This is a genomic window from Kitasatospora sp. NPDC087861, assembly GCF_044742585.1.
GTDB lineage: Bacteria > Actinomycetota > Actinomycetes > Streptomycetales > Streptomycetaceae > Kitasatospora.
Genome location: NZ_JBIUUS010000006.1, coordinates 1 through 25,807 on the forward strand (window position 1 = coordinate 1; position 25,807 = coordinate 25,807).

General features: G+C 70.9%; 22 protein-coding genes and 3 pseudogenes. 14 read left to right on the forward strand and 11 right to left on the reverse strand.

Annotated elements, in window-relative coordinates:
* Nucleotides 1-180: 180 nt before the first annotated feature.
* Complete coding sequence (locus ACIOJE_RS10930) at nucleotides 181-744, forward strand: GNAT family N-acetyltransferase (protein ID WP_400775150.1); 564 nt, start codon at nucleotides 181-183, stop codon at nucleotides 742-744.
* Between the two features lie 17 nt (nucleotides 745-761).
* Here ACIOJE_RS10930 and ACIOJE_RS10935 read toward each other — a convergent pair.
* Nucleotides 762-1,175 (reverse strand): annotated as a pseudogene (locus ACIOJE_RS10935) (LuxR C-terminal-related transcriptional regulator); the annotation flags it as partial.
* A gap of 87 nt (nucleotides 1,176-1,262) precedes the next feature.
* Nucleotides 1,263-1,598 (reverse strand): NUDIX domain-containing protein, encoded by a 336-nt coding sequence (locus ACIOJE_RS10940; protein WP_400775497.1) that lies wholly within the window; start codon nucleotides 1,596-1,598, stop codon nucleotides 1,263-1,265.
* Between ACIOJE_RS10940 and ACIOJE_RS10945 the strand changes: the two are divergent.
* A pseudogene (locus ACIOJE_RS10945) lies at nucleotides 1,547-2,329 on the forward strand (IS5 family transposase); the annotation flags it as partial. The gene ACIOJE_RS10940 and the pseudogene ACIOJE_RS10945 sit on opposite strands and share 52 nt — an antisense overlap.
* A gap of 18 nt (nucleotides 2,330-2,347) precedes the next feature.
* Here the strand turns inward: ACIOJE_RS10945 and ACIOJE_RS10950 are convergent.
* Nucleotides 2,348-3,112, reverse strand: a complete 765-nt coding sequence (locus tag ACIOJE_RS10950; RefSeq protein ID WP_400775152.1) for a maleylpyruvate isomerase family mycothiol-dependent enzyme — start codon at nucleotides 3,110-3,112, stop codon at nucleotides 2,348-2,350.
* 62 nt (nucleotides 3,113-3,174) lie between these two features.
* Nucleotides 3,175-3,369, reverse strand: a pseudogene (locus ACIOJE_RS10955) (IS5/IS1182 family transposase); the annotation flags it as partial.
* Between the two features lie 103 nt (nucleotides 3,370-3,472).
* Between ACIOJE_RS10955 and ACIOJE_RS10960 the strand changes: the two are divergent.
* Entirely contained in the window at nucleotides 3,473-4,177 is a 705-nt protein-coding gene (locus tag ACIOJE_RS10960; protein ID WP_400775154.1) for a hypothetical protein, read from the forward strand.
* A 110-nt stretch (nucleotides 4,178-4,287) separates the two neighbouring features.
* Here the strand turns inward: ACIOJE_RS10960 and ACIOJE_RS10965 are convergent, their stop codons facing one another.
* Entirely contained in the window at nucleotides 4,288-4,746 is a 459-nt protein-coding gene (locus ACIOJE_RS10965) for a hypothetical protein (protein WP_400775157.1), read from the reverse strand.
* A 339-nt stretch (nucleotides 4,747-5,085) separates the two neighbouring features.
* Between ACIOJE_RS10965 and ACIOJE_RS10970 the strand changes: the two genes are divergently transcribed.
* Nucleotides 5,086-5,655, forward strand: a complete 570-nt coding sequence (locus ACIOJE_RS10970; protein ID WP_280673499.1) for a peptide deformylase — start codon at nucleotides 5,086-5,088, stop codon at nucleotides 5,653-5,655.
* Nucleotides 5,656-5,950: 295 nt separating this feature from the next.
* Here the strand turns inward: ACIOJE_RS10970 and ACIOJE_RS10975 are convergent, their stop codons facing one another.
* Nucleotides 5,951-8,407: a sodium-translocating pyrophosphatase gene (locus ACIOJE_RS10975; protein WP_400775501.1), complete on the reverse strand. Its 2,457-nt coding sequence runs from the start codon at nucleotides 8,405-8,407 to the stop codon at nucleotides 5,951-5,953.
* A gap of 378 nt (nucleotides 8,408-8,785) precedes the next feature.
* Here ACIOJE_RS10975 and ACIOJE_RS10980 point away from each other — a divergent pair, with 378 nt between their 5' ends.
* The gene (locus tag ACIOJE_RS10980) at nucleotides 8,786-9,268 is read left to right on the forward strand and encodes an inorganic diphosphatase (RefSeq protein ID WP_218205006.1); all 483 of its coding nucleotides are present in this window, start codon (nucleotides 8,786-8,788) and stop codon (nucleotides 9,266-9,268) included.
* A 296-nt stretch (nucleotides 9,269-9,564) separates the two neighbouring features.
* Here ACIOJE_RS10980 and ACIOJE_RS10985 read toward each other — a convergent pair whose 3' ends face one another.
* The 3 genes from ACIOJE_RS10985 to ACIOJE_RS10995 all read right to left on the reverse strand — a co-directional run bounded on the left by ACIOJE_RS10985 (nucleotide 9,565) and on the right by ACIOJE_RS10995 (nucleotide 14,186).
* On the reverse strand, nucleotides 9,565-11,649 hold the full coding sequence (locus ACIOJE_RS10985) for a SpoIIE family protein phosphatase (protein WP_400775160.1): 2,085 nt from the start codon (nucleotides 11,647-11,649) through the stop codon (nucleotides 9,565-9,567).
* Nucleotides 11,650-12,327: 678 nt separating this feature from the next.
* Nucleotides 12,328-12,996: a response regulator transcription factor gene (locus ACIOJE_RS10990; protein ID WP_280673507.1), complete on the reverse strand. Its 669-nt coding sequence runs from the start codon at nucleotides 12,994-12,996 to the stop codon at nucleotides 12,328-12,330.
* Complete coding sequence (locus ACIOJE_RS10995; RefSeq protein ID WP_400775163.1) at nucleotides 12,993-14,186, reverse strand: sensor histidine kinase; 1,194 nt, start codon at nucleotides 14,184-14,186, stop codon at nucleotides 12,993-12,995. The genes ACIOJE_RS10990 and ACIOJE_RS10995 overlap by 4 nt, the downstream gene beginning before the upstream one ends.
* 153 nt (nucleotides 14,187-14,339) lie before the next feature.
* Between ACIOJE_RS10995 and ACIOJE_RS11000 the strand changes: the two genes are divergently transcribed.
* Genes ACIOJE_RS11000 through ACIOJE_RS11010 form a run of 3 tightly spaced genes read left to right on the forward strand, consistent with a single transcriptional unit; the run spans nucleotide 14,340 to nucleotide 17,583 of the window.
* Entirely contained in the window at nucleotides 14,340-15,281 is a 942-nt protein-coding gene (locus ACIOJE_RS11000) for an ATP-binding cassette domain-containing protein (RefSeq protein WP_280673511.1), read from the forward strand.
* A complete protein-coding gene (locus ACIOJE_RS11005; protein WP_400775165.1) occupies nucleotides 15,278-16,786 on the forward strand; it encodes a hypothetical protein in 1,509 nt (502 codons plus the stop codon). Before ACIOJE_RS11000 ends, ACIOJE_RS11005 begins: the two co-directional genes overlap by 4 nt.
* Complete coding sequence (locus ACIOJE_RS11010) at nucleotides 16,783-17,583, forward strand: ABC transporter permease (RefSeq protein ID WP_400775168.1); 801 nt, start codon at nucleotides 16,783-16,785, stop codon at nucleotides 17,581-17,583. The genes ACIOJE_RS11005 and ACIOJE_RS11010 overlap by 4 nt, the downstream gene beginning before the upstream one ends.
* A gap of 331 nt (nucleotides 17,584-17,914) precedes the next feature.
* On the opposite strand, the gene ACIOJE_RS11015 is transcribed toward ACIOJE_RS11010, so the two are convergent.
* A complete protein-coding gene (locus ACIOJE_RS11015; RefSeq protein ID WP_400775171.1) occupies nucleotides 17,915-18,730 on the reverse strand; it encodes a helix-turn-helix domain-containing protein in 816 nt (271 codons plus the stop codon).
* A gap of 138 nt (nucleotides 18,731-18,868) precedes the next feature.
* Between ACIOJE_RS11015 and ACIOJE_RS11020 the strand changes: the two genes are divergently transcribed.
* Together ACIOJE_RS11020 and ACIOJE_RS11025 are read left to right on the forward strand one after the other, a co-directional pair.
* The gene (locus tag ACIOJE_RS11020) at nucleotides 18,869-19,246 is read left to right on the forward strand and encodes a VOC family protein (RefSeq protein WP_280673519.1); all 378 of its coding nucleotides are present in this window, start codon (nucleotides 18,869-18,871) and stop codon (nucleotides 19,244-19,246) included.
* Between the two features lie 23 nt (nucleotides 19,247-19,269).
* On the forward strand, nucleotides 19,270-19,686 hold the full coding sequence (locus ACIOJE_RS11025) for an SRPBCC family protein (RefSeq protein ID WP_400775174.1): 417 nt from the start codon (nucleotides 19,270-19,272) through the stop codon (nucleotides 19,684-19,686).
* Nucleotides 19,687-19,766: 80 nt separating this feature from the next.
* Here the strand turns inward: ACIOJE_RS11025 and ACIOJE_RS11030 are convergent, their stop codons facing one another.
* Nucleotides 19,767-20,303 (reverse strand): MarR family winged helix-turn-helix transcriptional regulator, encoded by a 537-nt coding sequence (locus ACIOJE_RS11030; protein WP_400775177.1) that lies wholly within the window; start codon nucleotides 20,301-20,303, stop codon nucleotides 19,767-19,769.
* A 105-nt stretch (nucleotides 20,304-20,408) separates the two neighbouring features.
* On the opposite strand from ACIOJE_RS11030, the gene ACIOJE_RS11035 reads away from it, so the two are divergent.
* From ACIOJE_RS11035 to ACIOJE_RS11050, 4 genes are all read left to right on the forward strand, one after another.
* Nucleotides 20,409-21,251: an NAD(P)H-binding protein gene (locus ACIOJE_RS11035; RefSeq protein WP_280673525.1), complete on the forward strand. Its 843-nt coding sequence runs from the start codon at nucleotides 20,409-20,411 to the stop codon at nucleotides 21,249-21,251.
* Between the two features lie 49 nt (nucleotides 21,252-21,300).
* Nucleotides 21,301-22,704: a DHA2 family efflux MFS transporter permease subunit gene (locus tag ACIOJE_RS11040; protein WP_400775179.1), complete on the forward strand. Its 1,404-nt coding sequence runs from the start codon at nucleotides 21,301-21,303 to the stop codon at nucleotides 22,702-22,704.
* An 18-nt stretch (nucleotides 22,705-22,722) separates the two neighbouring features.
* Nucleotides 22,723-23,136 carry a MarR family winged helix-turn-helix transcriptional regulator gene (locus tag ACIOJE_RS11045; protein WP_400775182.1) on the forward strand — a complete coding sequence of 138 codons (414 nt, stop codon included), beginning with the start codon at nucleotides 22,723-22,725 and terminating at the stop codon, nucleotides 23,134-23,136.
* A gap of 182 nt (nucleotides 23,137-23,318) precedes the next feature.
* Complete coding sequence (locus ACIOJE_RS11050; protein ID WP_400775185.1) at nucleotides 23,319-25,769, forward strand: helicase C-terminal domain-containing protein; 2,451 nt, start codon at nucleotides 23,319-23,321, stop codon at nucleotides 25,767-25,769.
* Nucleotides 25,770-25,807 lie beyond the last annotated feature (38 nt).

Sequence of the window (25,807 nt, forward strand, 5' to 3'; positions counted from 1 at the left end):
TCAGCCGGACGGGCGTAGACCATCCGGCCTACGCCCACCAGGAAGATCAACAGCTAGGCCAACCGGGTGCCGTACACCTAGATCGTGATAGTCCCCTGTAAAAAGAACGCCAGCTGTGCGGGGGTGGGTGGTGCCGTAAATGCGTTGAGGGTCTCAGGTGGTTCGTGAATGATCCGCTGCGTGACCATCTATCTGGAGACCAAGCGCCTGACGCTGCGCCGATTCACTGCTGACGACGCGGACCTGTTGATTGAGTTGGACAGCGATCCGGCGGTGATGCGCTTCCTGTCCGGCGGGGAGGGGACGCCTGCGGAGGTCGTCCGCGAGAGCCATCTGCCGAACATCATCGCCGGCTACGAGAGGTGGGGCGGCGAGCTCGGGTTGTTCGCCGCGTTCGAGAAGGACGGCGGGGCGTTCATCGGCTGGTTCTGCCTGCGACCCGAGAAGGACGGCCCGAAGGACGAGGCCGAGCTCGGGTACCGGCTGCGGCAGGCGGCCTGGGGCAAGGGCTACGCCACCGAGACCTCGCTGGCCCTGCTGCGCAAGGGGTTCGGCGAGCTCGACCTGCGCATGGTCTGGGCCGCGACGATGGTGCTGAACCGCAGTTCGCGCAACGTCATGGAGAAGGTGGGCATGACGTTCTCCCATCCCCTCCCCACCCCGGACGGCATGCTGATGGTCGAGGGCGCCGACCTCGGCGGCGTGCAGTACGAGATCACGAAGGAGCAGTGGGAGCAGCGCTGACCTCCCGCCCTGTCCGGCTATGAGGCGCGGAGGTGGGTGAGGACGGCCAGGACGCGGCGGTTGCCTTCGGTGGGGTCGAGGTCGAGTTTGGTGAAGATGTTGCCGCAGTGCTTCACCACGGAGGCTTCGGTGATGGAGAGCCGCGCCGCGCTGGCCTGGTTGTTGAGGCCCTCGGCCATGTGGGAGAGGACTTCGCGCTCGCGGGGGGTGAGGCGGGTGAGGGGGTGGGCGGCGGTCTGGGCGCGGAGGAGGATGCGCACGACGTCGGGGTCGATGACGGTGTCACCGGACGCCACACGGCGCAGGGCGTCGAGGAAGTCGGCGACGTCGCCGACGCGGTCCTTCAGGAGGTAGCCGAGGCCCGCGGGTTGGGCGCCGGCGGCGGAAAGGAGGCGGGTGGCGTAGGGGGTGGCCACGTACTGGGACAGGACCCGGTCACCCGCTGGATGGCCGCCCGCAGAGCTTCGGTCAAGCAGAGGTCCCGGTAGCGGCAGCCACCCTTGCGCCTGGCCCGCCTATCACGCCGTGGTGGCCGACCATCCGTAGCGGGAGAAGGAGGGACTTCCGTCCCGGTACGCGACCAGGGCCTGCGTAGCTGTCGGGAACGCGGGCTCAGGGAGGCGGTCCCCAGAGACCCACTGGGCAGCCAGGTGTTTGTCCGGCTCGGTATTGGTCAGTTCGCCGGTCCACGTGTCGGTGGCGAAGACGAAGAGGACGAACTGCCCTGCCTGGTCGAAGCCCTGTTCGACGTGGATGGCGTGGACGAGTACGAGATCGGCCGGGCAGACGAGGAGGCCGGTCTCCTCCTCGAGCCGAGAGCCATCCGCTGGGTTGTCACCGGCGACGGGTTCCAGACCGGACCGTCTTCGAGTACATCGTGCTCGCGCTGGTCCACGGCTCCGGCTACGAACGGATCGCTGGCGCCGGATGCTCCGACCGGACCATCCGGCGCCGCGTCAAGCAGTGGGCTGAACTGGGGATATCCGAGAAGGTCCATGCCCTTGCACTCGAGGCCTACGACCGCATGATCGGCCTCGGGCTGAGCGAGATCTCGGTGGACGGCTGCATCACCAAGGCCCCGTCCGGTGGGGACAAGGCCGGGCGCTCCCCGGTGGACCGGGGCAAGCAGGGGCTGAAACGCTCCGTCGCGTCCGATGCCTGTGGTGTCCCGCTCGGGATCCTCTCCGACGGGGCCGACCGGCACGATTCACCCCTGCTCGGCCCCACTCTGGACGCGGCACAGGCACAGGTCGGCGCGATGCCGGAGACCGTCAACGTCAACCTCGACCGCGGCTACGACAGCGCCAAGTCCCGTCTGCTGATAGCCGGGTTGGGCTTCACTGCCGAGATCGCCCGCAAGGGCGTGCCCGCCCCGATCCAAGCCGGAAAACGCTGGGTGGTAGAGCGCACCCACTCGTGGATGAACGGCTACGGAAAGCCCCGTCCCTGTACCGAGAGGAGCGGCGAGGTCGTGGACTTCTACCTCTACCTCGCCGCCACTCTCGTCACGCTCCGCATGCTCATCCGACGCTCGACGAGCCGCTACCGCTGGGACGGCCGCCCCACCACCCGACGCCTCAAGTGATCCATTTGCCGGTCGGTCCTAGCCCCAGTTCTGCAGCTGCTGGAGCAGGTCGGCGTCGCCCTCCATCCGCAGCGAGCCGGCCGGGATGCGCATGTACATGAGCAGGGCCATCTCGCTCGCCGTGCCGTAGATGGCGGCGGTGGGCTTGCTCTCGGCGGCCTCCGCCGCGGTGAGGCGGGTGAAGCGGGAACCGGCGGCGTCCACCGTCTGGCGCCAGGAGCCAGCCTCGGCTGCGTGGTAGTCCATGGTGGCGGGCTCGCCCGGCCACGGGACCGTGACGGTGCAGACGGTGGCGAGGAACTCCTCGATGGCGTCGACCGCCTCGGTCGTCGGCAGCTCCTGCGGGGTACCGGAGGCCAGCTGGGCGTCGTAGGTGTGGATCAGCGACTCCGGGACGCGGCGGCGGGCCACGGCGGCCACCGTGTGCGGCGAGGCCAGCGGCTCCCACCAGGCCCAGCAGCCCCGGTCCGGGCCGGCCTCGCGCAGGGCAGTAAGCAGCTGCTCCGTCGAGTCGGCCAGCCAGGTTATGAGGGCCTCGCGCTCCCTGGGCGCCGCCAGCCCGTCCTTGCTCGGCCGCTCGTCGCCCGGCGCGGTGTTCAGCACGATGTAGGCCCAGAAGCGGTCCCCCTCACTGAGGTGGTTCGCCAGGTCGTACAGCGTCCAGCCCGGGCAGGACGGGACGTCGGCGTCGAGGCTGGGGGCCGCGGCGACGGCGGCGCGGAACGCGGCGGACCGCTCGTCAATCATCCGCAGCAGGGTGGAGAAGTGGAGATGCTTAGTCACGCAGACCTTGTATCACCCGGACCGGGACTCTCGCACTCGATTAAGACCGACCGGCAAATGGATCACTTGAGGCGTCGGGTGGTGGGGCGGCCGTCCCAGCGGTAGCGGCTCGTCGAGCGTCGGATGAGCATGCGGAGCGTGACGAGAGTGGCGGCGAGGTAGAGGTAGAAGTCCACGACCTCGCCGCTCCTCTCGGTACAGCGACGGAGCTTTCCGTAGCCGTTCATCCACGAGTGGGTGCGCTCTACCACCCAGGACGTCTTCGCCGACCGGGCCGGGCACGGTGTGGACCCGAACGCGGGGAAGGCGGTGCCAGCGTTCGAGCACCGCGTCGTCCAGCGGTGCACCGCAGACCAGGACGTGCAGCGGCTCGGTGATGCGGGCCAGGGCGGCGTCGACGGTGGCGAGGTCCTTGTACGGCCACCAACCGCCGACCAGGCACACGGCCGTCGCACCGGTGGGAATGGTGAAGGCGGAGCGGGCGCCCTGGCGTTCGGCCTCGGTGAGGCGCCGGCCGTCGTCGACCGCGAACGCCCGCACCCGGCCGGGCAGATGGGGGAAGCCCTGCTGGAACTGATCGCGGACCGCAGTGGTCGGGAACAGCGCGACCACGCGCTTCTCGCCCTGGCCTGCGAGCCGACCCAGCCAGCGGACCGGTCGGTCCTCGGTGGTGACGAGCTCGTGGATGAACCGCAGGTGTCGGCCGCCGCCGAGCAGGGCGGCCATGCCGTGCAGGGCCTCGCTCACGCCGAGAATCACCACCGCCCCGGGCTGCGGGGCGATGCGGCGGGCGGTGCGAAGGCATGCGGCCTCGGTCAGGCAGCGAGCGATCAGGGTGACCTGGTGCGGCAGCCGACGCAGGCCCAACGGCCAGCTGCGCGAGGCGAAGAGCCGCTGACCGGCGGTCGAGACGCGTGCCGCCGCTCGCGCACCGGCCAGCAGAGCCTTCGCCGCCGGGCGCACCGGCCAGCAGAGCCTTCGCCGCCGGGCGCACAGGGCCTGCGGCGATGCAGGCGCCGGCCCGCAGCAGCGGACCGGGCCCGCCTGCGATCCCCTGCGGAGTGATGACCACGGAGCCTGGGCGGGCGGCAGCGAGCGCGGCAGCGTGCGCTGGTGGTGCCCGCCGCCGAGGTGGGCGTACGGCTCGATCAGGACCAGCGGCCCGGTCCTGGCGCTCATCCGGCGATCGCCTGCTCGTCGTGCAGCGCGGTGAAGTGCCGGTGCAGCCAGGTCGGGTCGTTGAGCGCCTCGGGCCGCTTGGGGTCGCGCGCCGTTAGGTGGGCGAAGTCGCACCCGTCGCGGGCGCCGGCTGCCGCGTAGTGGGCGAAGTCGCCGTCCTCGCTGGCCGTCCAGGCCAGGATGCGTTCCTGGGCGGAGGTGTCGGTCATGCCGTACTCGCTGCCGCGCGCGAGCATCGCGCACTCGCGGAAGCCTGCCTTCCAGGCATGGAACGGGGTCTGCTTGAACAGCGTGGTGCCAGCGGTCTGCTCGCTGAACTCGACGCGTCCGGGCAGCGCGGCCAGCACGTCGACCGCCTGGCCCATCTCGCGCAGCGCGCTGGTGCGGATCAGCTTGAGGCCGCCGTAGCCGTAGGTAAGGCCGTTGACCGGGTTGACGGCACGCCAGACCCGCATCGACACCCCATCGGCCAGCGACTCCACCTCGGCAGCGGGGAACGCGGGGTCGATGGCGAAGTCCCCGTCGGCGAGGAAGAACTGGTCGGTGTCGCCTGCCCACCGAGCACCTGGAAGTCGAACTCGCCTTCCCCGCCGAGCTCGACCCGGCGGTCTGGGGCACCGAGACTTCGATGACCGCCGAAGCGGTACCGCTGCGGACCGCCCCGATTCGGCGCGACCAGGCCGGTATGCAGGTCTTCTCCTGGAGCACGTCCACGCCTACCCTCCATGCCCGGTACCGTCTGGAATGGCGATTCCGGGCCGACCCGAACGCGACACGAACCAAGGGGAGTTCAGGTGATCCAGGTGCGGCCCAGCGACCAGATGCGCGACCTCGGTGTCGTCCAGGAGGGCGCGCCCATCCTCGCCGAGCCCGCCCGACCGTTCGACCTGCCCGCCGAGCGCGAAGCCGCCGAGCAGGTCGTCGAGAAGCTGTTCACCGCGATGGAGCGCATCGGCCAGGTCCACCCCTTCGCCAAGGGCATGGGCATCGCGGCACCGCAGATCGGGATCGGCCGGGCCGCCGCCATCGTCCAGCCCGCCGACCCTGACAGCCCGCCGATCGTCATGCTGAACCCGCGCATCACCGACCGCTCCGACGAAGCGGACGAGCAGTTCGAAGGCTGCCTGTCCTTCTTCGACGTCCGCGGCCTGGTCCCCCGGCCACTGCGGATCACCGTGGAGACCACCAGCCTGGACGGCCAGGCGATGGTCACCACCTACGAGCGCGGGCTCGCGCGCCTGCTCCACCACGAGATCGACCACCTCGACGGCCTGCTGTACACCGCACGGATGCGGGTCGACGTCGTGCCCATCCCCGTCGAGCAGTACCGGCAGACCGGCCGCGCCTGGTCCTACGACCAGTAGCGACGAGGGCCCCGCGCTGGTCTCAGTTTTGGTCTCATTCACCCCCGTCCAGCCGGGTTCAGCCGCCGCCCAGCGGTTCGCTCCGCCGCAGGTCAGGATGGGTGTGAACGCTGACGGACGGCGTTCGGGAGAATTGGAAAGCGTGTTGGGGGCAACCCCTCACGAGTTCGAATCTCGCATCCTCCGCCACGGCTGACCAGCCGAAACGAAGACCCCGATCGCGATGCGGCCGGGGTCTTCGCCGTTTCCTGGTCTCAGTAGTCCGCAGGCTTGCTCCCCGCACTCAGGATGCGGACTACGGGACGGGGGCGGGCTCCTCCGGCGCTCGGGTGTCGGTGGGTGTTTCGTCGGGGCCGACGGTGATGCTGCGGCGTTTGGAGATCCACACTGCGGTGATGACGACGGCCAGGGCCACCAGGGCGATAGTCAGCCGGAGGCCGAGGTTGGCGTGCGAGCCGAAGCCGAGTTTGACGATGGCTGGGGCGACCAGAAGGGAGACCAGGTTCATCACCTTCAGCAGCGGGTTGATGGCGGGTCCTGCGGTGTCTTTGAAGGGATCCCCTACGGTGTCACCGATGACGGTGGCGGCGTGGGCGGGGCTGCCCTTGCCTCCGTGGTGGCCGTCCTCGACCAGTTTCTTGGCGTTGTCCCAGGCGCCACCGGAGGTGGCCAGGAAGACGGCCATCAGGGTGCCGGTGCCGATGGCGCCGGCCAGGTAGGAGCCAAGCGAGCCGACGCCGAGGAGGAAGCCCACGGCGATCGGGGCCAGCACGGCGAGCAGACCCGGGGTGGCCAGTTCGCGCAGTGCATCGCGGGTGCAGATGTCCACCACCCGGCCGTACTCGGGCCGCTCGGTGCCGTCCATGATGCCGGGGCGGGTGCGGAACTGTCGACGGACCTCATAGACCACTGCACCGGCGGAGCGTGAGACGGCGTTGATGGCCAGGCCGGAGAAGAGGAAGACGACGGCAGCGCCGAGCAGCAGGCCGACCAGGTCGTTGGGCTGGTCGATGGCCAGGCTCAGGCTCGAGCCGTGGGCGGCTGGGCCGATCTGCGCCTCGGTGGTGTTGATGGCGTCGGTGTAGGAGCCGAACAGCGCGGTGGCGGCAAGCACTGCCGTGGCAATGGCGATGCCCTTGGTGATCGCCTTGGTGGTGTTGCCGACCGCGTCCAGCTCGGTAAGCACCTGCGCGCCGGCGCCGGTGACGTCGCCGGACATCTCGGCGATGCCCTGGGCGTTGTCGGAGACGGGGCCGAACGTGTCCATGGCCACAATCACGCCCACGGTGGTCAGCAGCCCGGTGCCGGCCAGTGCGACCGCGAACAGGGACAGGATCAGGGAGCCGCCGCCGAGGAGGTAGGCGCCGTAGACCGCGGCGCCGATGGCCACGGCGGAGTACACGGCCGCTTCCAGGCCGAGCGCGATACCGGAGAGCACCACGGTGGCCGGCCCGGTGAGTGAGGTCTTGGCCACGTCCCGCACCGGCCGGCGGGTGGTCTCGGTGAAGTAGCCGGTCAGTTGCTGGATGGCGGAGGCCAGCACGATCCCGATGGCCACCGCGGCCAGGGCGAAAAGTCGTGGGCTGCCCGCGTGCCGGGTGATCTCGGCCGGTACCCCGTGCAGACCGGAGAAGTGGGCCGGTAGGAACGCGAAAACCGCGCCGGCCACCAAGGCGAGCGAGACCAGCGCGGAGGCGAAGAACCCACGGTTGATGGCGGTCATACCGCTGCGGTCCCCGGGCCGTGGGGAGACCGCCACGATGCCCAGCACTGCGGTGAGCACCCCGATCCCGGGTACTACCAGCGGGAAGGCCAGCCCGAGGTCACCGAAGGCGGCCCTGCCCAGGATCAGCGCGGCGACCAGGGTCACCGCGTAGGACTCGAACAGGTCGGCCGCCATCCCCGCGCAGTCCCCCACGTTGTCGCCCACGTTGTCGGCGATCGTCGCCGCGTTGCGCGGATCGTCCTCCGGGATTCCCTGCTCCACCTTGCCCACCAGGTCCGCGCCGACGTCTGCGGCCTTGGTGAAGATCCCTCCGCCCACCCGCATGAACATCGCCAGCAACGCCGCACCGAAACCGAACCCCTCCAGCACCTTCGGCGCGTTCGTCTGGTAAATCAGCACCACCGCGGCCGCCCCCAGCAATCCCAGCCCCACGGTGAACATGCCCACCACCCCGCCGGTGCGGAAGCCGATCCGCATCGCGCGATGCGAGACCGTACGCACCAGCGGTGCCGCCGTCGGCCCCTCCCGATCACCTGCCGCAGGAACCGGCGGTGTTGCCGCCCGCGCCGCTGCCGCTACCCGCACATTGCTGCGTACGGCCAACTGCATCCCCACGTACCCGGTCGTCGCCGAGAACGCCGCCCCGACCAGGAAGAACACCGAACGCCCCACCCGCTGCCCCCAGTTGTCCGCCGGGAGCAGCAGCAGCACGAAAGGCACCACCCCGGCGAACACCCCCAGGGTGCGTATCTGGCGCGCCAGATACGCGTTCGCGCCCTCCTGGATCGCTGCGGCGATCCGCCGCATCGCCGGCGTGCCCTCGTCCGCGGCCAGCACCTGCCTCACAAACACCCAGGCCACCACCAGTGCACCGGCCGCGATCAGCGCGACCACCACCACCAGGGTTCGGCCCGACCCGGTCAGCACAGGTGCCACTGCGGCTGGAGCACCGAGCCGGCTCCGCCCAGGGACAAGCGCGGCGGTGTACTGCACAGCGGATGCGCCGGCGAGAACGAACCCAGCCATTCCGTCCTCCTCGACGTCGTGCTGGTGCGCCGGGCGCACTGAACCGCTCGGCTGCGCGGGCGAGTCGCGCGATCTGCGAATAGCCTGGCTTACTTCGACCGGATCGCTGCCGGAGAATCCCTCTTTGTCGACTCCTGCGGAGTGGCTCTGTCGAACGCGCCGCCCGGGGACAAACGCGCCGCCCGGGGACAAACGCGCCGCCCGGGGACAAAGCGGACGAAGCCCTGTTCAGACAGAGGCTAACCCGGGGCGTTGAAGGTCTGCAGAGCTAGAGAGTGCAACCGGGTGGCCGCGATGCGGCCTCGGCTGATCCGCCGGAGAATGAAGACCTGGAGTCGTCGCGGCACCGGACGCCCGGGATCGCGGAAGGAGGCCGACATGGACTTCGAGGTGATCGTCGAGATCCCCCAAGGCTCGCGCAACAAGTACGAGATGGACCATGCAGCCGGGCGGATCCGCCTGGACCGGATGCTGTTCACGGCCACCCGCTACCCAGCGGACTACGGGTTCATCGAAGACACCCTCGGTGGGGATGGCGACCCTCTCGACGCCCTCGTCCTCGTCGGCGAGCCCACCTTTCCGGGATGCGGCATCACATGTCGCGCCATCGGCATGTTCGTCATGACCGACGAGAAAGGGCCGGACGAGAAAGTGCTCTGCGTGCCCGCTCACGACCCGCGCTTCGCACGGCTGCAGGACATCGACGACATGCCTCCGTTCGACCTGCAGGAGATCACCCACTTCTTCGAGGTCTACAAGGACCTCGAACCCGGAAAATCCGTCGAGGGCTCCCACTGGGAGAACAAGGCCGGCGCCTACGCCGAGATCGAAGCCTCCCGTTCCCGAGCCGCCGCCGCGTAGCGGGTGATCTCCGCCGGTGTCACGGGAAGCTCTCTGGGTCCTCAGTTCAGCAACCCGGCGGGCTTGTGCACGGCCGGCCCCGAGCGGCGATCGCGCTCGGGCAGCAAGAGCGCCCAATCGCAGGTCGGGACGCCCGCACCCGCCCCTGAACAGCCGGACGAACAGTTGGAAAGCGCGTTGGGGGGCAACCACTCACGAGTTCGAATCTCGTATCCTCCGCAGTGCCTGAGCAGGCAAGACGAAGGCCCGGACCGCTCACAGCGCTTCTTTCACGGCCTCTGCGGCGCCGGCCACTGTCACGTGGCGGTGAGAACCAGCACGGCCTGGTCGTCGATGGTGGAATCAGCTGCGAAGGCGGCGACTGCGGCGGTGACGGTCTCAATGAGGGCGGTGGCGGTGGGGGACGTGGTCCCAAGCGTGACGAGGGCCTCAGCCAAGCGGTCCTCACCGAAGAACTCGCCGTCCGCTGAGCGTGCCTCGGTGATGCCGTCGGTGACCAGGATCAGGGCGTCGCCCGGATACAGGTCGATACTGCTAGCAGACCCGTCGGGGTGGGGGCCGATACCCAGGAGTATGCCCGGTTGGGCGAGTTCTTCGACCGTGCCGTCGGCGCGGCGTACGAGTGGGGGTACGTGGCCGGCGCGAATCAGGTTCAGTGCGAGGTGGGATACGTTCTGCCGCAGTTCGGCGTAGACGAGTGAAACGAAGCGGTCCTCGTCGGCGGTGCTATCCGCCAGAGCGTCGTTGATGGCGGCGACCACCGCCGCCGGGTCGTTCAGGAGACGGGCGGCGGCGCGTGCGGTGTGGCGGACCACGCCGGTGGTGGCGGCGGCCAGAGCACCGCGCCCGCACACGTCACCTATCATGAGCGCCCAGCAGTCGTCGGACAGCGGGAAGACATCGTAGAAGTCTCCACCAACGTCGAGTCCTTCGCCGGCGGGATGGTACGAGGCCGCCAGAGTGGTGCCGGGAATCCTGGGCAACTCGGGAGGCAGCAGGCCTGCCTGCAGGTCGCGGGCCAGTTGGACGCGGTCGGAAAACTGGTGGGCGTTGTCAGCACTGGATGCGGCCCGGCGGGCGAGCTCCTCGGCTAGGGCGACGATGTGGCTGTCCATCGGCCGGTCAGTAGCCAGCAGGGTCAGTACGCCGAAGGTGCCGCCGCGAGTGGCCAGCGGCGCGCACACGTAACCGGTGACGCCGAGCTGCGCAAAGAGACCGCCCGTACGGGCGCCGAAGTGGTCGGTCTCGGTGGTGCCGGAGGCCAGTACACGAGCAACCGCGTTGTCGACCTCGTCGCTCAGTTCGGGGGAGGCGAGGAGGCCTTCCTCGGCGCGGGTGGAGGCGGCCACGGCGATCCGCCGGGTCTGGCCACCCTCGACCACGTGGACGGCACACAGTGGCGCCAAGGTCGGCACGGTCAGCCGGGCCAGGCACTGCAGGCAGTCGAAATAGTGCAGCTCGCGCGTGATGGCGGTGCTGGCGTCCAACACGAAAGCCAAGTCCTCACGGGCCGCTTTCTCACGCTGCTGGGCGGCATGGCCTGCCTCCACCGCGCGGTGGCGTTCGATGGCCAGGGCGGCAATGCGGGTGAACGCGGCGCTGAGCGCCACGTCCTTGTCCTCGGGGGCCTTGGGAATGCGGTGGTATATCGCGAAGGTGCCCAGCAGCCGACCGTCCAGTCCTTCGATCGGGGTGGACCAGCATGCCGCGACCTCAGCCCGCTTTGCCAGGTCGCGATAGCCCTCCCACCGGGGATCGGTGGCGATGTCGGTGACGATCACTGGCGCGCGCAGGAAGGCGGCCGTGCCGCACGAGCCGACGCCGTCGCCGATGGCGATCCCGTCGATCGCCTCGTTGTAGAAGGCGGGCAGGGTCGGGCCGGTGCCGTGCCGCAGGTGTCGGCCGTCGGCATCGACAAGCAACACCGAGACGATCATTTCCGGGGACAGGTCCTCGATGGCCCTGGCCATGCCGCTCAGGATCTCGTCCAACGGGGCGTCGCGCGCGATCTGCTCCAGCAGGATGCGCTGCTCGGCGGCCAGGAGCTGGGCATGGTGGTACGCGGTGGTCTCCACCGCGATCACCACCACTCCGTCGACCTGGCCGACCAGGTCTCGGCGGGGCTCGTAGGTGAAGTCGAAGAACCCCTCCCGCTCCGCCCCCGGCTCACCGAGCACGAGCCGCCTGCCTTGGGCCCGGTACGCGGTGCCGGTGTGGTACACCGCATCGAGCCGGTCGAGGACGCCCTGCGAAGCCAGTTCCGGAATCAGTTCTCCGATCGGCACGCCGGTGCGCCTGCGGTCGCCTCCGCAGGCCTCGAAGAACGCCGAATTCGCTGCCTCCAGCACATGCCTCGGGCCGCTCAGCGCAGCGAAAATCACCGGAGCCTGCCCGAACAGGTCCGCGTACTCCCTGCTCCGCCACTGCGGGGACCTGAGATGTGTCGCGGCAGGGCCAAGGTGATCAGGCTGTAGGGACATGACAGCTGCCCTCTCCTGCATTAGCCGACCGCGCCGTCGCGCCCTACCCCCACGATGACACACCGCTACGCGGATTCCAGGCCCCGGATCCGACCCGCCCTGAAGATGGGGATCCCTGCGGCTCCGACGGCGAGAAGATCCCGTCGGCTCCGCGAGTCCAGCCGGCCGGCCCGTTGGCGCAACCGTCCCCACACTGCCCCTGCCGACCCGCCTCGCCAAGGCACTGGACGCATCACTGAACATCGGCCTGGACGGCGACACCTCCACCGTCGCCTTCGGACCACACGTGGCCTGACCCCATCCCGGCCTCGGTTTCGGTCTCAGTTCTGGGCTCATTCATCAACGTTCAGCGGCGTCCACAGGCCCCTCCACCGACCTCTCCGCCGCAGGTCAGGACAGTTCCGGACCCACCCGTACACCCGCGTGCAGAATTGGAAAGCGTGTTGGGGGCAACCCCTCACGAGTTCGAATCTCGTATCCTCCGCCGGCAGAAGGCCCGGACCGCACAGCGGTCCGGGCCTTCGTCGTCAGCGGGTCGCCGCTGCCGCGAGTAGTGCGTCGGCGGCTCGCAACCGGCGGTCACTCTCCCGAGTCGGCGATCCGGTAGCCGACCGTGGGCGTGGTGGCGATCACAGGTGGTTCGCCGAGCTTGCGTCGGAGTCTGCCGATGGTCACCGCGACGGTGTTGGTGAACGGGTCGGCGTGCTCGTCCCACACCTGCTCCAGCAGGGCCTCCGCACTGAGGAATGCGGGGCTGGCCTGCAGCAGGGCGGCGAGGACCTCGAACTCCTTGACCGAGAGGTCGAGCCGTCGCCCGTCCCGCGTGGCGGCGCGGCGGACGGGGTCGAGTTCGATGCCGGCCGCGCGGAGCACTCGGGCGCGGGCGTAGGGCCGCCGGCGGGCCAGGGCCCGTAGCCGGAGAACGAGTTCGGGGAAGTGGAAGGGTTTGACCAGGTAGTCGTCGGCCCCCAGACTCAGGCCGCCGACGCGGTCACCGGGCGAGTCGGCGGCGGTAAGCATCAGCACCATCGGCCTCTCGTCCCGGTCGGTGACCATCTGGCAGAGCGCGTCGCCGTGGATGCCTGGCAGGTCGCGGTCCAGCACGATCGCCTCATACGCGGCGGTGTCCAGTTTGGCGGCGGCCTCCAGACCGTCATAGGCGACGTCCACCGCCATGCCCTGGTCGCGCAGGCCCTCGGCCACGAGGTCAGCGAGCACCCGCGCGTCCTCGACCACCAACACCCTCATGCCGTGGCCTCCTGGTTGCCGCCGGCCTGCGGCAGGGTGACGGTGGCCCGCAGACCACCCCCGGAGCGGGCATGCAGCTCCAGCGTGCCACCGTGCGCCTCGGCGACCGCCGCGACGATGGCGAGCCCGAGACCCGATCCGTCGCTGCCGCGGGTTCGCTCCGCGCCGATCCGGCGGAACGGGCGGACGAGCTGTGCCGCCTCGTCCTGCGTCAGCGCCAGTCCGCCGTTGTCCACGACCAGGTGGACGAGCGCGTCGCTATCGGCGTGGACGGCGACGCGTAGCCAGCCGTCGGGCTCGTTGTGCTGCGCCGCGTTGTCGACCAGGTTCTGCACCAGTCGGCGCAGCAGGGTCCGGCTGCCGTACACGCGAACGGCGGAGCCGCTCTCGCGGGTTGCCGTCAGACCGCGGCGAGCGATGGCGTCGGCCCGCTCGTCGAGGGCTTCGGCGGCGAGCTCGTCCAATCGGACGGTCTCGGAACCCGGCAGCACGCCGTGCTGGGCGCGGGCCAGGGTCAGCAGGCCGTCCAGCAGCCGGTCGACCTGGTCGAGCTCAGCGCGGACCCGGCCCGCCAGCCTCCGCGTCTGCTCGGGGAGGGGGCCCGGCTTGGCGAGCGTCACGTCCACTGCCGCCCGCATGGTGGCCAGCGGGGTACGCAGTTCGTGGGAGGCATCGGCGACGAATCGCCGCTGGGCCGTGAACGCGCCCTCCAGGCGCGCCAGCAGCCCGTCGATGGTGTCGCCGAGGTTCCTCAGCTCGTCGCGCGGGCCCTGGACGGCGAGCCGCTCGTGCAGGCTGTCGGCGGAGATCCGGCGGGTGGCGGCGGTCATCGCGCGCAGCGGGTGCAGCACCCGCCCGGCGGCATACCAGCCGAGCACGACCGAGACCAGGCCCATCACTGTCAGGCCGACAGCCAAGCCGAGGAGCAGTTGGTGCGTCTGCTGGGTGTGGGCCTCGGTGAGTTGGTGCTCAAGGCTGGCGATCCGCTCCTGGGCACCAGACGGGACGGGCCCGGTCCCGTTGTCCGGGGCAGGCGCGACGGCCACCGAGCCGCCCGCGATCAGCCCGACCACCGCCAGCGTCGTGGCACCTGAGGCCACGAAGAGGGTGGAGTACAGGGTGGTGAACTGCCAACGGACGCTGCGGCGGCGCAGCACCGATGGCGTGAGCAAACCCTGGTCCACCGTCATCGGTCCTCTCTCTCCCCCGCCACCTGGCTGCCTGATCAGGCTAGGCGAGGCGCCCTAACAGCGGCATGACAGCGCCCGTTCCGCCCGTGTCACGCAGGCGCACGCAACGTGGTGCCCGGAGTCGAAGACTGAGGGAGAGGACGGGCGGCCGCGATGAGGGACGACGTCGGGATCGAGGTGGCGGGCCTGCGGAAACGCTTCGGGGCGACGCAGGCACTGGACGGGATGACGTTCGCGGTCCGGCCCGGTCGGGTGACCGGGTTCGTGGGTCCGAACGGCGCGGGCAAGTCCACCACAATGCGGGTGGTGCTGGGTCTGGACGCACCCGACGCGGGCCGCGCACTGGTCGGCGGCCGGCCGTACCGGAGCCTGCGCAGTCCGTTGACGCGGCTGGGCTCGCTGCTGGACGCCGGAGCGCTGCAGCCCAGCCGGACCGCCCGTAACCACCTGCTGTGGCTGGCGCATTCACAGGGCCTGCCGGCGCGCCGGGTGGATCAGGTGCTGGAGCAGGTGGGGCTGGCCGACGCGGCACGGCGCCGGGCGGGCGGCTTCTCGTTGGGCATGCGTCAGCGGCTCGGCATCGCGGCGGCGCTGCTCGGCGACCCGCCCGCGCTGATGTTGGACGAACCGTTCAACGGCCTGGACCCGGAGGGTATCCGGTGGATCCGCGGCCTGCTCACCTCGCTGGCGGCCGAGGGCCGCGCGGTACTGGTCTCCAGCCACCTGATGGGCGAGCTGGAGGACGTCGCGGACCACTTGGTGGTGGTCGGGCGCGGCCGGGTCGTGGCCGACACCGGTGTGCGCGAGCTGCTGGCCGGGGTCGCGGCCGGCCGGGTGATGCTGCGCACCTCCGAACCGCTCGCTGCCGCCGAGGTGTTGTCGCACACCGGCGCCACCGTGCAGGTGACCGGACCCGGGACCCTCGGCATCACCGGGCTGCCAGGCGAGGCGATCGTTGCACGCCTCACCGCGGCGGCGGTGCCGTTCGCCGAAGTGGCCACCCACCGCGTGACGCTGGAGGAGGCCTATCTCGCGCTCACCGGGGATGCCGTCCAGTACCGGAGTGCCGATTCGGCGGCGGGGGTGGAGCGATGAGGGCGCTGCACGCCGAGTGGACCAAGTTCCGCACCGTGCGCGGCTGGGTGCTGGGCTCCGTCGGCGCGATGCTGGCGTCCGTGCTGTTCCTGCTGGTCGGCACGGCCTCGTCGAACCAGCACCCACAGGGCGTGACAGCGCTCCCGGTCGGCCCCGGCGGCGAGGCGGTCAACGACAGCTTCTACTTCGTGCACCAGGCACTGACCGGCGACGGCAGCATCACAGTCCTGGTGACAGCGCTGACTGGCGTACTGGCTGATCCGGCGGGTGGGCCGGGCGGAAACACGTCCGGCGTCACCCCGTGGTCCAAGGCCGGGATCCTGGTCAAGGAGAGTCTCGACCAGGGTTCACCCTACGCGGCGATGATGGTCACCGGCGCGCATGGGGTGCGGATGCAGAACGACTTCACGCACGACCGCGCGGGCCTGGCCGGAAGCCCCTCGACCGCCGAGCCGCGCTGGCTGCGGCTCGTCCGGACGGGCAGGACAGTCATCGGCCTTGACTCAATCGACGGCGTGCGTTGGACCGAGGTCGGCGCCGCGCGGCTCCCCGAGCCGGCGACAACGGTGCAGGTGGGGCTGTTCGTCGCCGCCCCGGCGGCGGTACAGGCGAGTGGTGGCGGCAGCAGCAGTCCGGCCACGGCCACGGGAGACTTCCGTCGCGTAACGCTCAGCGGCGCCTGGGGGCAGGCGGCCGGAGGCTGGCAGGGCGGGCAGGTGGGCGGTGACGCCGGGACCTCGGGCAGCTACGCGCCCGGCACCATCGGCGGCTGGACGGCGACGACCGGCGAGGGCTTCACCGTCACCGGCGCGGGCGACATCGCCCCCGTGGTCGGCGGGCCGGCGCTCGGACCGGCATTCACCGTGGAGACCTTCCTCGTCGGCACGTTCGTGGGCTTGATCGTACTGACAGTGGTGGCCGTGCAGTTCGTCACCACCGAGTACCGCCGCGGGCTGCTCGGACAGACCCTCGCGGCGACACCGCACCGCAGCAGGACACTCGCTGCAAAGGCCACGGTGGTCGCGACGGTCGCCTTCGCCGTCGGTGCGGCAGCCGCCACCGTGAGCATCCCGCTCGGTGAACTGCGGTCGCACGCCACCCACTTCGCCGTGCTCACCGTACCCACGGCGGTCCAGGCGCGCGCGGCACTCGGCACGGGGCTGCTGCTGGCCGCGACGGCGGTCCTGTCGCTGGCCCTCGGTGTGGTGCTGCGGCGCAGCGCCACAGCGATCACCGCGGTGGTGGCCGCGACGGTGTTCCCGTACCTACTCGCCTTTGGTGGCATGCTTCCGAGCGGCCCGGCCGAGTGGGTGCTCCGGCTCACCCCGGCGGCGGGCTTCGCCGTCCAGCAGACCCTGCCGCGCCACGACCAGGTGCTCAGCGTCTACGCTCCCTCGTCGGGTTACTTCCCGCTCTCCCCCTGGGGAGGCCTCGCCGTGCTCGGTACCTGGAGCGCGCTCGCTCTCGCGGCGGCAGCCATGCTGCTGCGCCGGAGGGACGCATGAGTGGCGTCGACACCATCGGGTTCCGCCGGGCCTGCCGCGCCGAGTGGACGAAGCTCCGCACCGAGGCCGGACACGGCTGGCTGCTGCTCGGCCTGGTTCTCGTCACGGTCGGCGTCGGCGCGGCTGTGTCCGCGAGCGTCCCGTGCCCGGCGTCGGGCTGCGGTCAGGACCAGGTGCGACTCAGCCTGGCCGGGGTGTCGGTGAGCCAGGTGCTCGCCGCTGTCACGGCCGTCCTGCTCGTGGGCGGCGAGTACGGCACCGGCCTGATCCGCACCACGCTTGTGGCACTGCCCAGGCGCGGCACGGTGCTGGCAGCGAAAGCCACCGTGCTCAGCGGAACGGTCCTCGCAGTCGGAAGCGTCGCCGTGCTCGCCTCCATCCTCGCGGGACACCTGCTCCTGCCGGGCGCCGGGTACACCCCCGCCCACGGCTACACCCAGCTCTCCCTCGCCGACGGGCCGACCCTGCGCGCGGCAGCCGGCTCGGTGCTCTACCTGGTCCTAGTGGGCCTGCTCACCCTCGGCGTCGCCGTCGCGGTTCGGGACGCGGCGGTCGCGGCGGGCGCCGTGTTGGCGCTGCTCTACCTCTTCCCGCTGCTCAGCCATGTCGTCACCGAGCCGCACCTGCAGCGGCTGCTGGCACGGCTCGGCCCGATGCCGGCGGGCCTCGCGATCCAGGCGACGACGAACCTGAGCCATCTCCCCATCGGCCCCTGGGCGGGCCTCGGCGTTCTGGCCCTCTGGGCGGCGACCGCGCTGTTCCTCGGGGGCACGATCCTGCGGCTGCGGGACGCGTGAATCCACACGCGCGGCGCCGGCCCGGACACTTCTCGTGCCCGGGCCGACCTCGTCACGGTGGTGAAGTTGCCGCCCGTGGTCTCAGTTCTGGTCTCATTCACCGCAGTCCAGCGAGGTTCAGAGCCTGGGCAGCGCCCCGCTTCACCCCAGGTCAGGACGAGTACGAACCCCGGCGGACAGCGTTCGGGAGAATTGGAAAGCGTGTTGGGGGCAACCCCTCACGAGTTCGAATCTCGTATCCTCCGCCGGCAGAAGGCCCGGACCGTTTCGACGGTCCGGGCCTTCGTCGTTCTCCGTCTCGGTCGGCCCCGCCCCGCCAAGGTCGGCATGGTCAGTGTGCGGACGCCAGGAGCCGTCGCACCGCCGTCGGCGTGTGGCCCAGGTAGTGGCGCATGGTCCGGGTCAGATGAGCCTGGTCGGCGTAGCCGAGGTCGGCGGCGAGGGTGCTGAGGCTCTGTTCGCCTGCCTCGATGCGGTCGAGGGCCCTGCCGATACGGACGCGGTGACGGTAGCGAGTCACCGACACGCCCAGCTCACGCGGGAAGGCCCGGCTCAGCCGGTAGGGAGAGACGCCGAGCAACTCGGCCAGGGAGAACAGCGTGTCCGAGGCCGGGTCTGCTTCGGTGATCGCCTCGCGGGCGGCTGCCACGAGGCCCTGGTCGTGTCTGGCGCGCGCTCCGGCGATCGGTGTCCGGCCGGGCGAGATCCGGCCGATGGCGGTCGACAGGAGAGCCAGCAGTTCCTCGGAGAGCGCGTAGTCGACATCTCCCGACTCAGAAGCGGCGAGCAGCCGGCGATGGGTCAGGTCCAGGCTTGGGTCGACGTAGACCGTGTGTGCGGCCTGCCCTGCGATCTCCCCGGCCAGTGAGCGCCACAGCTTCGGCGTCACGCTGATCGCCGTGCAGACGTCGCCGCCGGCGGGGTGGGCGAAGCTCTCCTCCTCTCCCGGGATCCCCACGTAGGCCAGCGTCGCGTCGATCTCGGCGGGCACGCCGGCGGCCATCCTGCGGAACCGGCCTCGGCGCACGAGCACCACGCGGTAGTCGCCCCGGACTTCCGGTACCGACCAATGAGTGTGGTCGTCGCGGCAGGTCACCGAGCTGATGCCGAAGTCGGGACGGGTGGCGACAGGAACGGCAGTGAGCACCCTGCGGACGCTACGCGGCGGGTCTGACAGCAGCGCAAGGATGTTCAAGACGAGGGCCTGCCGCCGGGAGCACGCTGGCGGGGTGCGAGGGGCCGTTTCCTTCGCACCTCGCCAGTACCGACATCAGGAGTCATCGGCATGCCCGTGCTCAAGCAGCTCAGCACTGTGGTCATCGACTGCGTCGATCCGGCCGCGCTGGCCGCGTTCTACCAAAAGGCCACCGGGTGGGAGATCACCTACAGCGACCAGGAGTTCGCGTCGCTGGGCGACGGCGACGGCACCCCGGTCCAGCTCGCCTTCGTCCGCGACGAGGGCTACCAGGCGCCCGGCTGGCCCGACGGCGCCAAGCACATGCACCTCGACTTCACCGTCACCGACCTGGACGACGCGACCGGGGAACTGCTCGGCTTCGGAGCTTCCCGGCCCGAGTTCCAGCCGGGCGACGGTCAGTGGATCGTCCTCACCGACCCCGAGGGCCACCCGTTCTGCCTCACAGCCGCCACCACCCGCAACTGAGCCCGCGCAGAGGAGACCAACCCATGGCATCCATCCACCGCGACATCCTGATCGACGACTCCCCCGAAAACGTCTGGGCCGCCATCCGAGACTTCGGTGAGGTCCACAAACGCCTCGCGCCGGGCTTTGTCACCGATACCCGCGTCGAGGGCGACATCAGGATCGTGACCTTCGCGAGCGGGATCGTGGTGCACGAGCTGATCGTCGACCTTGACGACGAGGCCCGGCGCATCGCCTACGCGGTGGTCGGCGGCTCCCTGGAGCCCACGCACCACCACGCGTCCATGCAGGTCCTCAGCGACACCGAGAACCGCAGTCACTTCGTCTGGATCATCGACGTGACGCCGGACAGCCTCGGGGAGCCCATCGCCGAGATGGTCGACCAGGGGATCCGAGTGATCAAGCGCACCCTTGATCGAGAAGCCGCTCCGACCCACTGATCAGCAGGCCGTCGACGGCGGTTTCCAGGGGCCTTCGTCGTGCCCGCAGTTCACCGTCCAGGGCAAGCCGCCGGGACGGCTCAGCGTGGAGCGTCCTCACCGGGGAGTCGGTGGCGGAGGGTGTCCTGGGAGTCGACGTACTTGAGCATGAGGCGGGCGAACTCCAGGCGCTCCCGCTCGGTCCAGTCGGCGGTGATGTACTCGAAGGCCGAGCGCTGGTGGCGGCCGAAGCGGGCCATCAGCTCACGGCCGTCGGGGCTCAGTCGGAGGACGGTGCGGCGGCCGTCCTGCTGGGAGGCCGCACGGATCAGATAGCCGGCCGAGATGCAGTCGGAGACCATGCGGCTGGCCACCGACGGGTCCACGCCCAGGTGCCGCGCGACCGCGCCGACGGTGATCTCGCCGGCACCGGGCTGCCCGGCCAGCCCGTTCTCCGGGACGCTCTCCGGGACGTTCTGCTCGGCCTCCAGGACGATCCTGAGCACCAGCGTGCGACTGAGGTCCTTCTGGGAGATCGGGTCCTCGACCTCCAGGAGCGAGGAGCGTCGCAGCTTCCCGAAGGCCGGACCCACGGCGTCCAGCAGCTCGTCCGCCGTCTTCGGCTCGCGCTTCGTCATGACCCCCATCGTACAGACATGGATGACTCCACGAAGGCATGTGTTGACTTACAAATGTGTGCATGGAAGCATGCATATGTCGTTAAGCAGCGAATGGAGCCCCTCATGACCATCCTCATCACCGGCGCCCGCGGCAAGGTCGGCCAGGCCGTCATCGGCCGCCTGCACTCCGCCGGCCTCACCGTCCGCGCCGCCAGCGCCAGCCCAGCCGAACTGACCGTCCCGGCGGGCGTCGAGACCGTCGAGCTCGCCCTCGACCGGCCCGAGACCTTCGACGCCGCGCTCCGCGGCGTCCGACAGGTCTTCCTCTACCCCCAGCCCGCCGGCGTCCACGAGCTGGCCAAGGCCGCCGAGGCCGCCGGCGTCGAGCACGTCGTCCTGCTGTCCTCGTCCTCCGTCCTCGGCCCGGACGCCGAGAACGACCCGATCGCCGGCCACAGCCTCCAGGTCGAGCGCGCCCTCGCCGCCTCCGATCTCACCTGCACGTTCCTGCGCCCGGACGCCTTCGCCAGCAACTCCCTCGGCTGGGCCTACGTCATCGGCCGGTCGATGCCGATCCAGCTCGCCTACCCGGACGCGCACATCGCGCCCATCCACCCCGAGGACATCGCCGACATCGCCGTTGAGGCCCTGACCGGCACCTCCCTCACCGGCCACTCGGTCACCCTGACCGGCCCCGAGTCGCTCACCTTCCGCGAGCAGCTCGCCGTCCTCTCCGACGTCCTCGGCCGTGAGATCCCGGTCGAACGGATCACCCGTGCCGAGGCCCAGCAGCAGATGGGCGACTACATGCCCGCGCCGATGGTCTCCGCACTGCTCGACCTGTGGGAGGCCGCCGACCACGGTCCGGCGGCCATCGCCGACACCACCGAAACCCTCCTCGGCCGCCCCGCCCGCACGTACCGGCAGTGGGCCCACGAGAACGCCCCCGCCTTCACCCAGCACTGATCCGGACGGGCCCGCACCACAAGGCCCGTCCCTCCACCCGAGGGATTCCATGTCCACGGCCTTGACCCAGGCCCCCGCCACCCCGCAGACCACGACCGACCGCCGCCGCTGGGCCGTCCTCGCCGTCGTCCTCCTCGCCGCCGTCCTCGACCTCCTCGACGCGACGATCACCAACGTCGCCGCCCCGACCATCGCCACCGATCTGAACGGCGGCGACGCCCTCGTCCAGTGGCTCGGCGCCGGTTACGCCCTGGCCATGGGCGTCCTGCTGGTGGTCGGCGGCAGGCTCGGTGACAAGTTCGGACGCCGCCGCCTGTTCCTGATCGGCCTCACCGGCTTCACGCTCGCGTCCGTCGCCTGCGGCCTGGCCTTCGACCCCGCCTCCGTCATCGGCTTCCGCCTGCTCCAGGGAGCCTTCGGTGCCCTCGTGATCCCCCAGGGCTTCGGCATCCTCGGCGCGGTCTTCCCCCCGCACGAACTCGGCAAGGCGTTCGGAGTCTTCGCCCCCTGCCTCGGTCTGTCGGCGATCAGCGGTCCGGTCCTCGCCGGGTTCCTCATCGACGGCTTCGGCTGGCGCTCCATGTTCCTGATCAACATCGCGCTCGGCGGCCTCGCGATCGTACTGGCCACGCGGCTGCTGCCCCGTGACAGCGGCGACCGGACGGTCACCGTCGACGGTCCGGGCTCCGGACTGCTCGCCACCACGATGCTCGGCCTGCTCTACGGCCTGATCGACGGCTCCAGCCACGGCTGGACGCCCCTCCCGATCCTCTCCCTCACCGCCGGAGCCCTGCTCTTCGCCCTGTTCTGCCTGCGCCAGCGAAGCGCCGCCAGCCCGCTCATCGAACCCTCGCTGCTGAAGAACCGCGGCTTCACCTCCGGCCTGATCCTTGGCCTCGTCTTCTACGCGGCGGTCGCCGGCCTGCTCCTCGTCCTGTCCCTCTTCCTCCAGAACGGGCTGCACCGCACCCCGACCCAGGCCTCGCTCGGCCTCGCCCCGATCGCCGCCGGCATCATCCTCGCCTCGATCGCCGCGCACCGTCTGACGGCCCGCCTCGGCCGCACGCTCATCCTCGTCGGGTTGCTGCTCACGCTGGCCGGGACGCTGTCGCTGCTTGTCCTGATCCAGGCCACCACCCCGACAGCAGGGATGCTCATCGCCCCGGTCCTCGTCACCGGCCTCGGCCTCGGCACCTGCTTCGGCACCGTCTACGAGGTCACCCTCGGCGGCGTCGGCCCGAAGGAGTCGGGCAGCGCCAGCGGTTCCCTCTCCGCCGTCGCGCAACTCGCCAACAGCATCGGCGCCGCAGCCGTCACCACCGTCTACTTCCACACCCCCGGCGGCTCCACGAACGCAGCCGTCCACAGCCTCGCCGTGGTCGCCGTCGCCACTCTTGCCTGCTGCGCCCTCGTCTGGCTGCTGCCCCGCAACGCCCGACCCCGGCACCACTGACCCACCCGGGAGCACCGCATGAAGCCCATCGGCTACTGGCTCAACCGCACCGACAAGGCCCTCACCACCGCCATGAACTCCATGCTGGCCGAGTTCGGCCTCACCCGACTCGCCTGGCAGGTCCTCAACGTCGTCGGGGACGACCCGCAGGCCACCGACACCGACGTGCTGACCGTCCTGGCCGCCAACGCCGATGCCACCGCCCTGACCGACGCCATCGGGACGGCCGTCGCCGACGGCTGGGCCGCCCGCCCGGAGCCGGGCCGCCTCACCCTGACCGACGACGGCCGCGCCCGCCTCGCCGAGGTCGCCGAACGCGTCGACGCCTTCCGCGAGCTGTCGACGGCCGGCATCACGCGCGAGGAGTACCGGATCGCCGTCACCGTCCTGGAACGGATGACCCACAACCTGGAGGACGGAGCGGAACGATGACTCCACCCACGCCGCGGCTTCGTCATGGGTAGCCGCATTGCCAGGGCGCCCGATCCGGCCCCGGTTGCGGTTCTGGTTGCGGTTCTGGTTGCAGTTCCGGTTGCGATCCACGTCCTCCGTGTGGTGCGCCATTCTTGAGGTGCCCGGCCGAGGCCGGGACAGGACGGTTCCTACCCGGCGAGGTGTTCCCCATCAGCAAGAAGAACGGATCGACTCTGGCCACGTGGCTGCGCAGCCTCGGCGCACCCGAGTTGGAACGGGTCCTGGCGGCTCGCCCGGACGCTGCGGCGGCTCCGGAGCCGCGATCGGTCGGTGAACTGGCGGACCGCCTTCAGCGTCCGGCGTCGGTGGCGCTGGCGCTGCCCCGGCTCGCGCTGCCGTGCCTTCAGGTGGCGGAGGCCGTCGCCGCGTTGACGGCCGCATCGCGGGACGATCTGGCAGCTCTCCTGGACGCGACGCACGGTGAACGCGCCCACGGATTGGCCGCCGTCCTGGCGGCGCTGGCCGATCGCGCTCTGGTGTGGCCGGCCGGCAACGGCCTGCTGCACATGGCGGCGCCGCTGCGGAACGCGTGGGGCTCGCCGCTGGGGCTCGATGTTCCGCTCGTGCGTCTGCTCGCGGGCTCGAACTCCGACGATCTGGGCCGCATGTTGGCGAAACTCGACGTCAAACCCGCCACCAACCGGAAAGAGCAGCGGCTGGCGGCGCTGATCGACCATCACAGCGATCCGGTTCGGGTCGCCGCCCTGGTGGCCAAGGCCCCTGCGGCCACCCGGAAGCTCCTTGAGCGGCGGGCGGCCGAGGCTCCGGAGCGACCGGCCTTCATCATGTTCGGAAGTTCGCCGGCCGACTCCACACCCGGCGAACAATGGGCGGTGGAACGGGGACTGCTGATCCGGGACCGGCACCGGTACGGGCCGGCCCGCATGCCCGCGGAGGTGGCGCTCGCACTGCGCGGCCCCGACTGGCACGCCCCGTTCACGCCCGTCCCGCCCGGTGTGCGGTCGGTGCCCGCCATCGTCCCCTCGATCGAACGGGAGGCCACGGCCGCCTCGATGGCGTTCGCCGCCCACGCCGCATCCGTCCTCGGGGTGTGCGCCGCCGCTCCACCGGCCCGGCTCAAGGCCGGCGGAATCGGTGCCCGCGAGCTGTCCCGGATCGGCAAGGCGGCGCAGTGCGACGAGATCCTGGTACGCCTCGTACTGGAGGCGGCGAGCGCGGCCGGGCTGCTGGCCCGGGACGACGACCGGGTCGCGGCGACCGCCGCCTACGACACCTGGGCCGAGGAAGAACCGGCCGACCGGCTCGCCGTGCTCCTCCAGGCCTGGTGGACACTGCCGCTGACCCCAGGCGGGAGCCGCGACGAGGACGGGAAGGCGCTGCCCGTCCTCGCCGGGGCACCGCCCTGCGGAGGCTGTGTCCAGGCCCGGCACGGACTGCTCACCGCCGCGTCACAGCTCCCGGCCGGCGAAGGCGCGGCGACCCCGGCCGACCTGGGGGCGCTGCTCGTGTGGCTCCGCCCGCTCGCCGACGAACTCCCCCAGGACACCGGACCGTTCGCCACCCTGATCCGGGAGGCGGAACTGCTCGGCGCACTCGCCCTCGGAGCCGTGTCCCCGATCGGGGCCGCCCTGCTCGCCGACGACGCCGACGCGCTGACCGACGCCTGCCGACGGCTACTGCCCACCGCCAGCGGGACCGCCCGGTTCGGCAGCGATCTGACGGCCGTGGTCTCCGGTACACCGTCGGCGCACCTCCTCACCCTGCTGGAGTCCGCCGCGGACCGGGAGAGCGCCGGTGCGGCGTCCGTCTGGCGGTTCAGCCCGGCCAGCGTCCGCCGTGCCCTCGACGCGGGCCTGACCCCCGACGCCTTGACGGCCGATCTGGCCGACGTCGCCGTCGAACCGCTCCCCCAGCCGCTCTCGTACCTGATCCACGACACCGCGCGCAGCCACGGCCGGGTGCGCGTCGTCTCCGCCGCCTGTGTGATCCACGGTGAGGAGCCCGCCCTCATCGCCGAGTTGGCCGCCCACCGCAAGCTCACCCAGCTCGGGCTGCGGCAGCTGGCACCGACGGTGCTGATCAGCCGGACCCCGCCGGACCAGACGCTCTCGGCACTGCGGTCCGTCGGCTACGCCCCCGTCGCCGAGAAGCCGGACGGGTCCGTCCGGATCGAACGGGCCCAGCGTCACCGCGCGGCGAGCCCGGTCCCGCCCCCGCGCCCGCCCGGCGGCCCGTCCCGGCCACGGCGGACGGAGGCCCGTGCGGCCGACGCCCGGACGACCGTCGACCTGAGCTGCCTCGCCGCCCGACTGCTGGCTGCCCCGCAGGACGTCCCGGAGCCCGATCCCTGGGACGGACGCCCCTACGACAGCGACACCGAGGAGATCATCGCCGGGCACGCGCGCAACCTGTCCTTCACCGACGTCCGCCAGTTGGCCCATGCCGTCAACGACGGTCAGGCCATCACGATCGAGTACGTGGCCACCTCGGGCACCACGACCGTCCGCACGCTCAGCCGACTCGAACTGGATGCTCCCCACCTCCACGCCTGGTGCCATCTGCGGAATGCCGACCGGGTGTTCACCATCTCCCGCATCCACGGGGTGATGCCCACGGAGCGACACGGCTGACTGGTCCCGGTTCCGGTCTCATGCACCCCGGTCCAACG

Bases quoted from the DNA above. Each gene is read 5' to 3' on its own strand.
- ACIOJE_RS10975 (WP_400775501.1), bottom strand. From the start codon at position 8,407: ATGGCTGGGTTCGTTCTCGCCGGCGCATCCGCTGTGCAGTACACCGCC.
- ACIOJE_RS10995 (WP_400775163.1), bottom strand. From the start codon at position 14,186: ATGACGGTGGACCAGGGTTTGCTCACGCCATCGGTGCTGCGCCGCCGC.
- ACIOJE_RS11035 (WP_280673525.1), top strand. From the start codon at position 20,409: ATGACCATCCTCATCACCGGCGCCCGCGGCAAGGTCGGCCAGGCCGTC.
- ACIOJE_RS10965 (WP_400775157.1), bottom strand. From the start codon at position 4,746: ATGCGGGTCTGGCGTGCCGTCAACCCGGTCAACGGCCTTACCTACGGC.
- ACIOJE_RS11000 (WP_280673511.1), top strand. From the start codon at position 14,340: ATGAGGGACGACGTCGGGATCGAGGTGGCGGGCCTGCGGAAACGCTTC.
- ACIOJE_RS11010 (WP_400775168.1), top strand. From the start codon at position 16,783: ATGAGTGGCGTCGACACCATCGGGTTCCGCCGGGCCTGCCGCGCCGAG.
- ACIOJE_RS10980 (WP_218205006.1), top strand. From the start codon at position 8,786: ATGGACTTCGAGGTGATCGTCGAGATCCCCCAAGGCTCGCGCAACAAG.
- ACIOJE_RS10990 (WP_280673507.1), bottom strand. From the start codon at position 12,996: ATGAGGGTGTTGGTGGTCGAGGACGCGCGGGTGCTCGCTGACCTCGTG.
- ACIOJE_RS11005 (WP_400775165.1), top strand. From the start codon at position 15,278: ATGAGGGCGCTGCACGCCGAGTGGACCAAGTTCCGCACCGTGCGCGGC.
- ACIOJE_RS11020 (WP_280673519.1), top strand. From the start codon at position 18,869: ATGCCCGTGCTCAAGCAGCTCAGCACTGTGGTCATCGACTGCGTCGAT.
- ACIOJE_RS11030 (WP_400775177.1), bottom strand. From the start codon at position 20,303: ATGACGAAGCGCGAGCCGAAGACGGCGGACGAGCTGCTGGACGCCGTG.
- ACIOJE_RS11045 (WP_400775182.1), top strand. From the start codon at position 22,723: ATGAAGCCCATCGGCTACTGGCTCAACCGCACCGACAAGGCCCTCACC.
- ACIOJE_RS11025 (WP_400775174.1), top strand. From the start codon at position 19,270: ATGGCATCCATCCACCGCGACATCCTGATCGACGACTCCCCCGAAAAC.
- ACIOJE_RS11040 (WP_400775179.1), top strand. From the start codon at position 21,301: ATGTCCACGGCCTTGACCCAGGCCCCCGCCACCCCGCAGACCACGACC.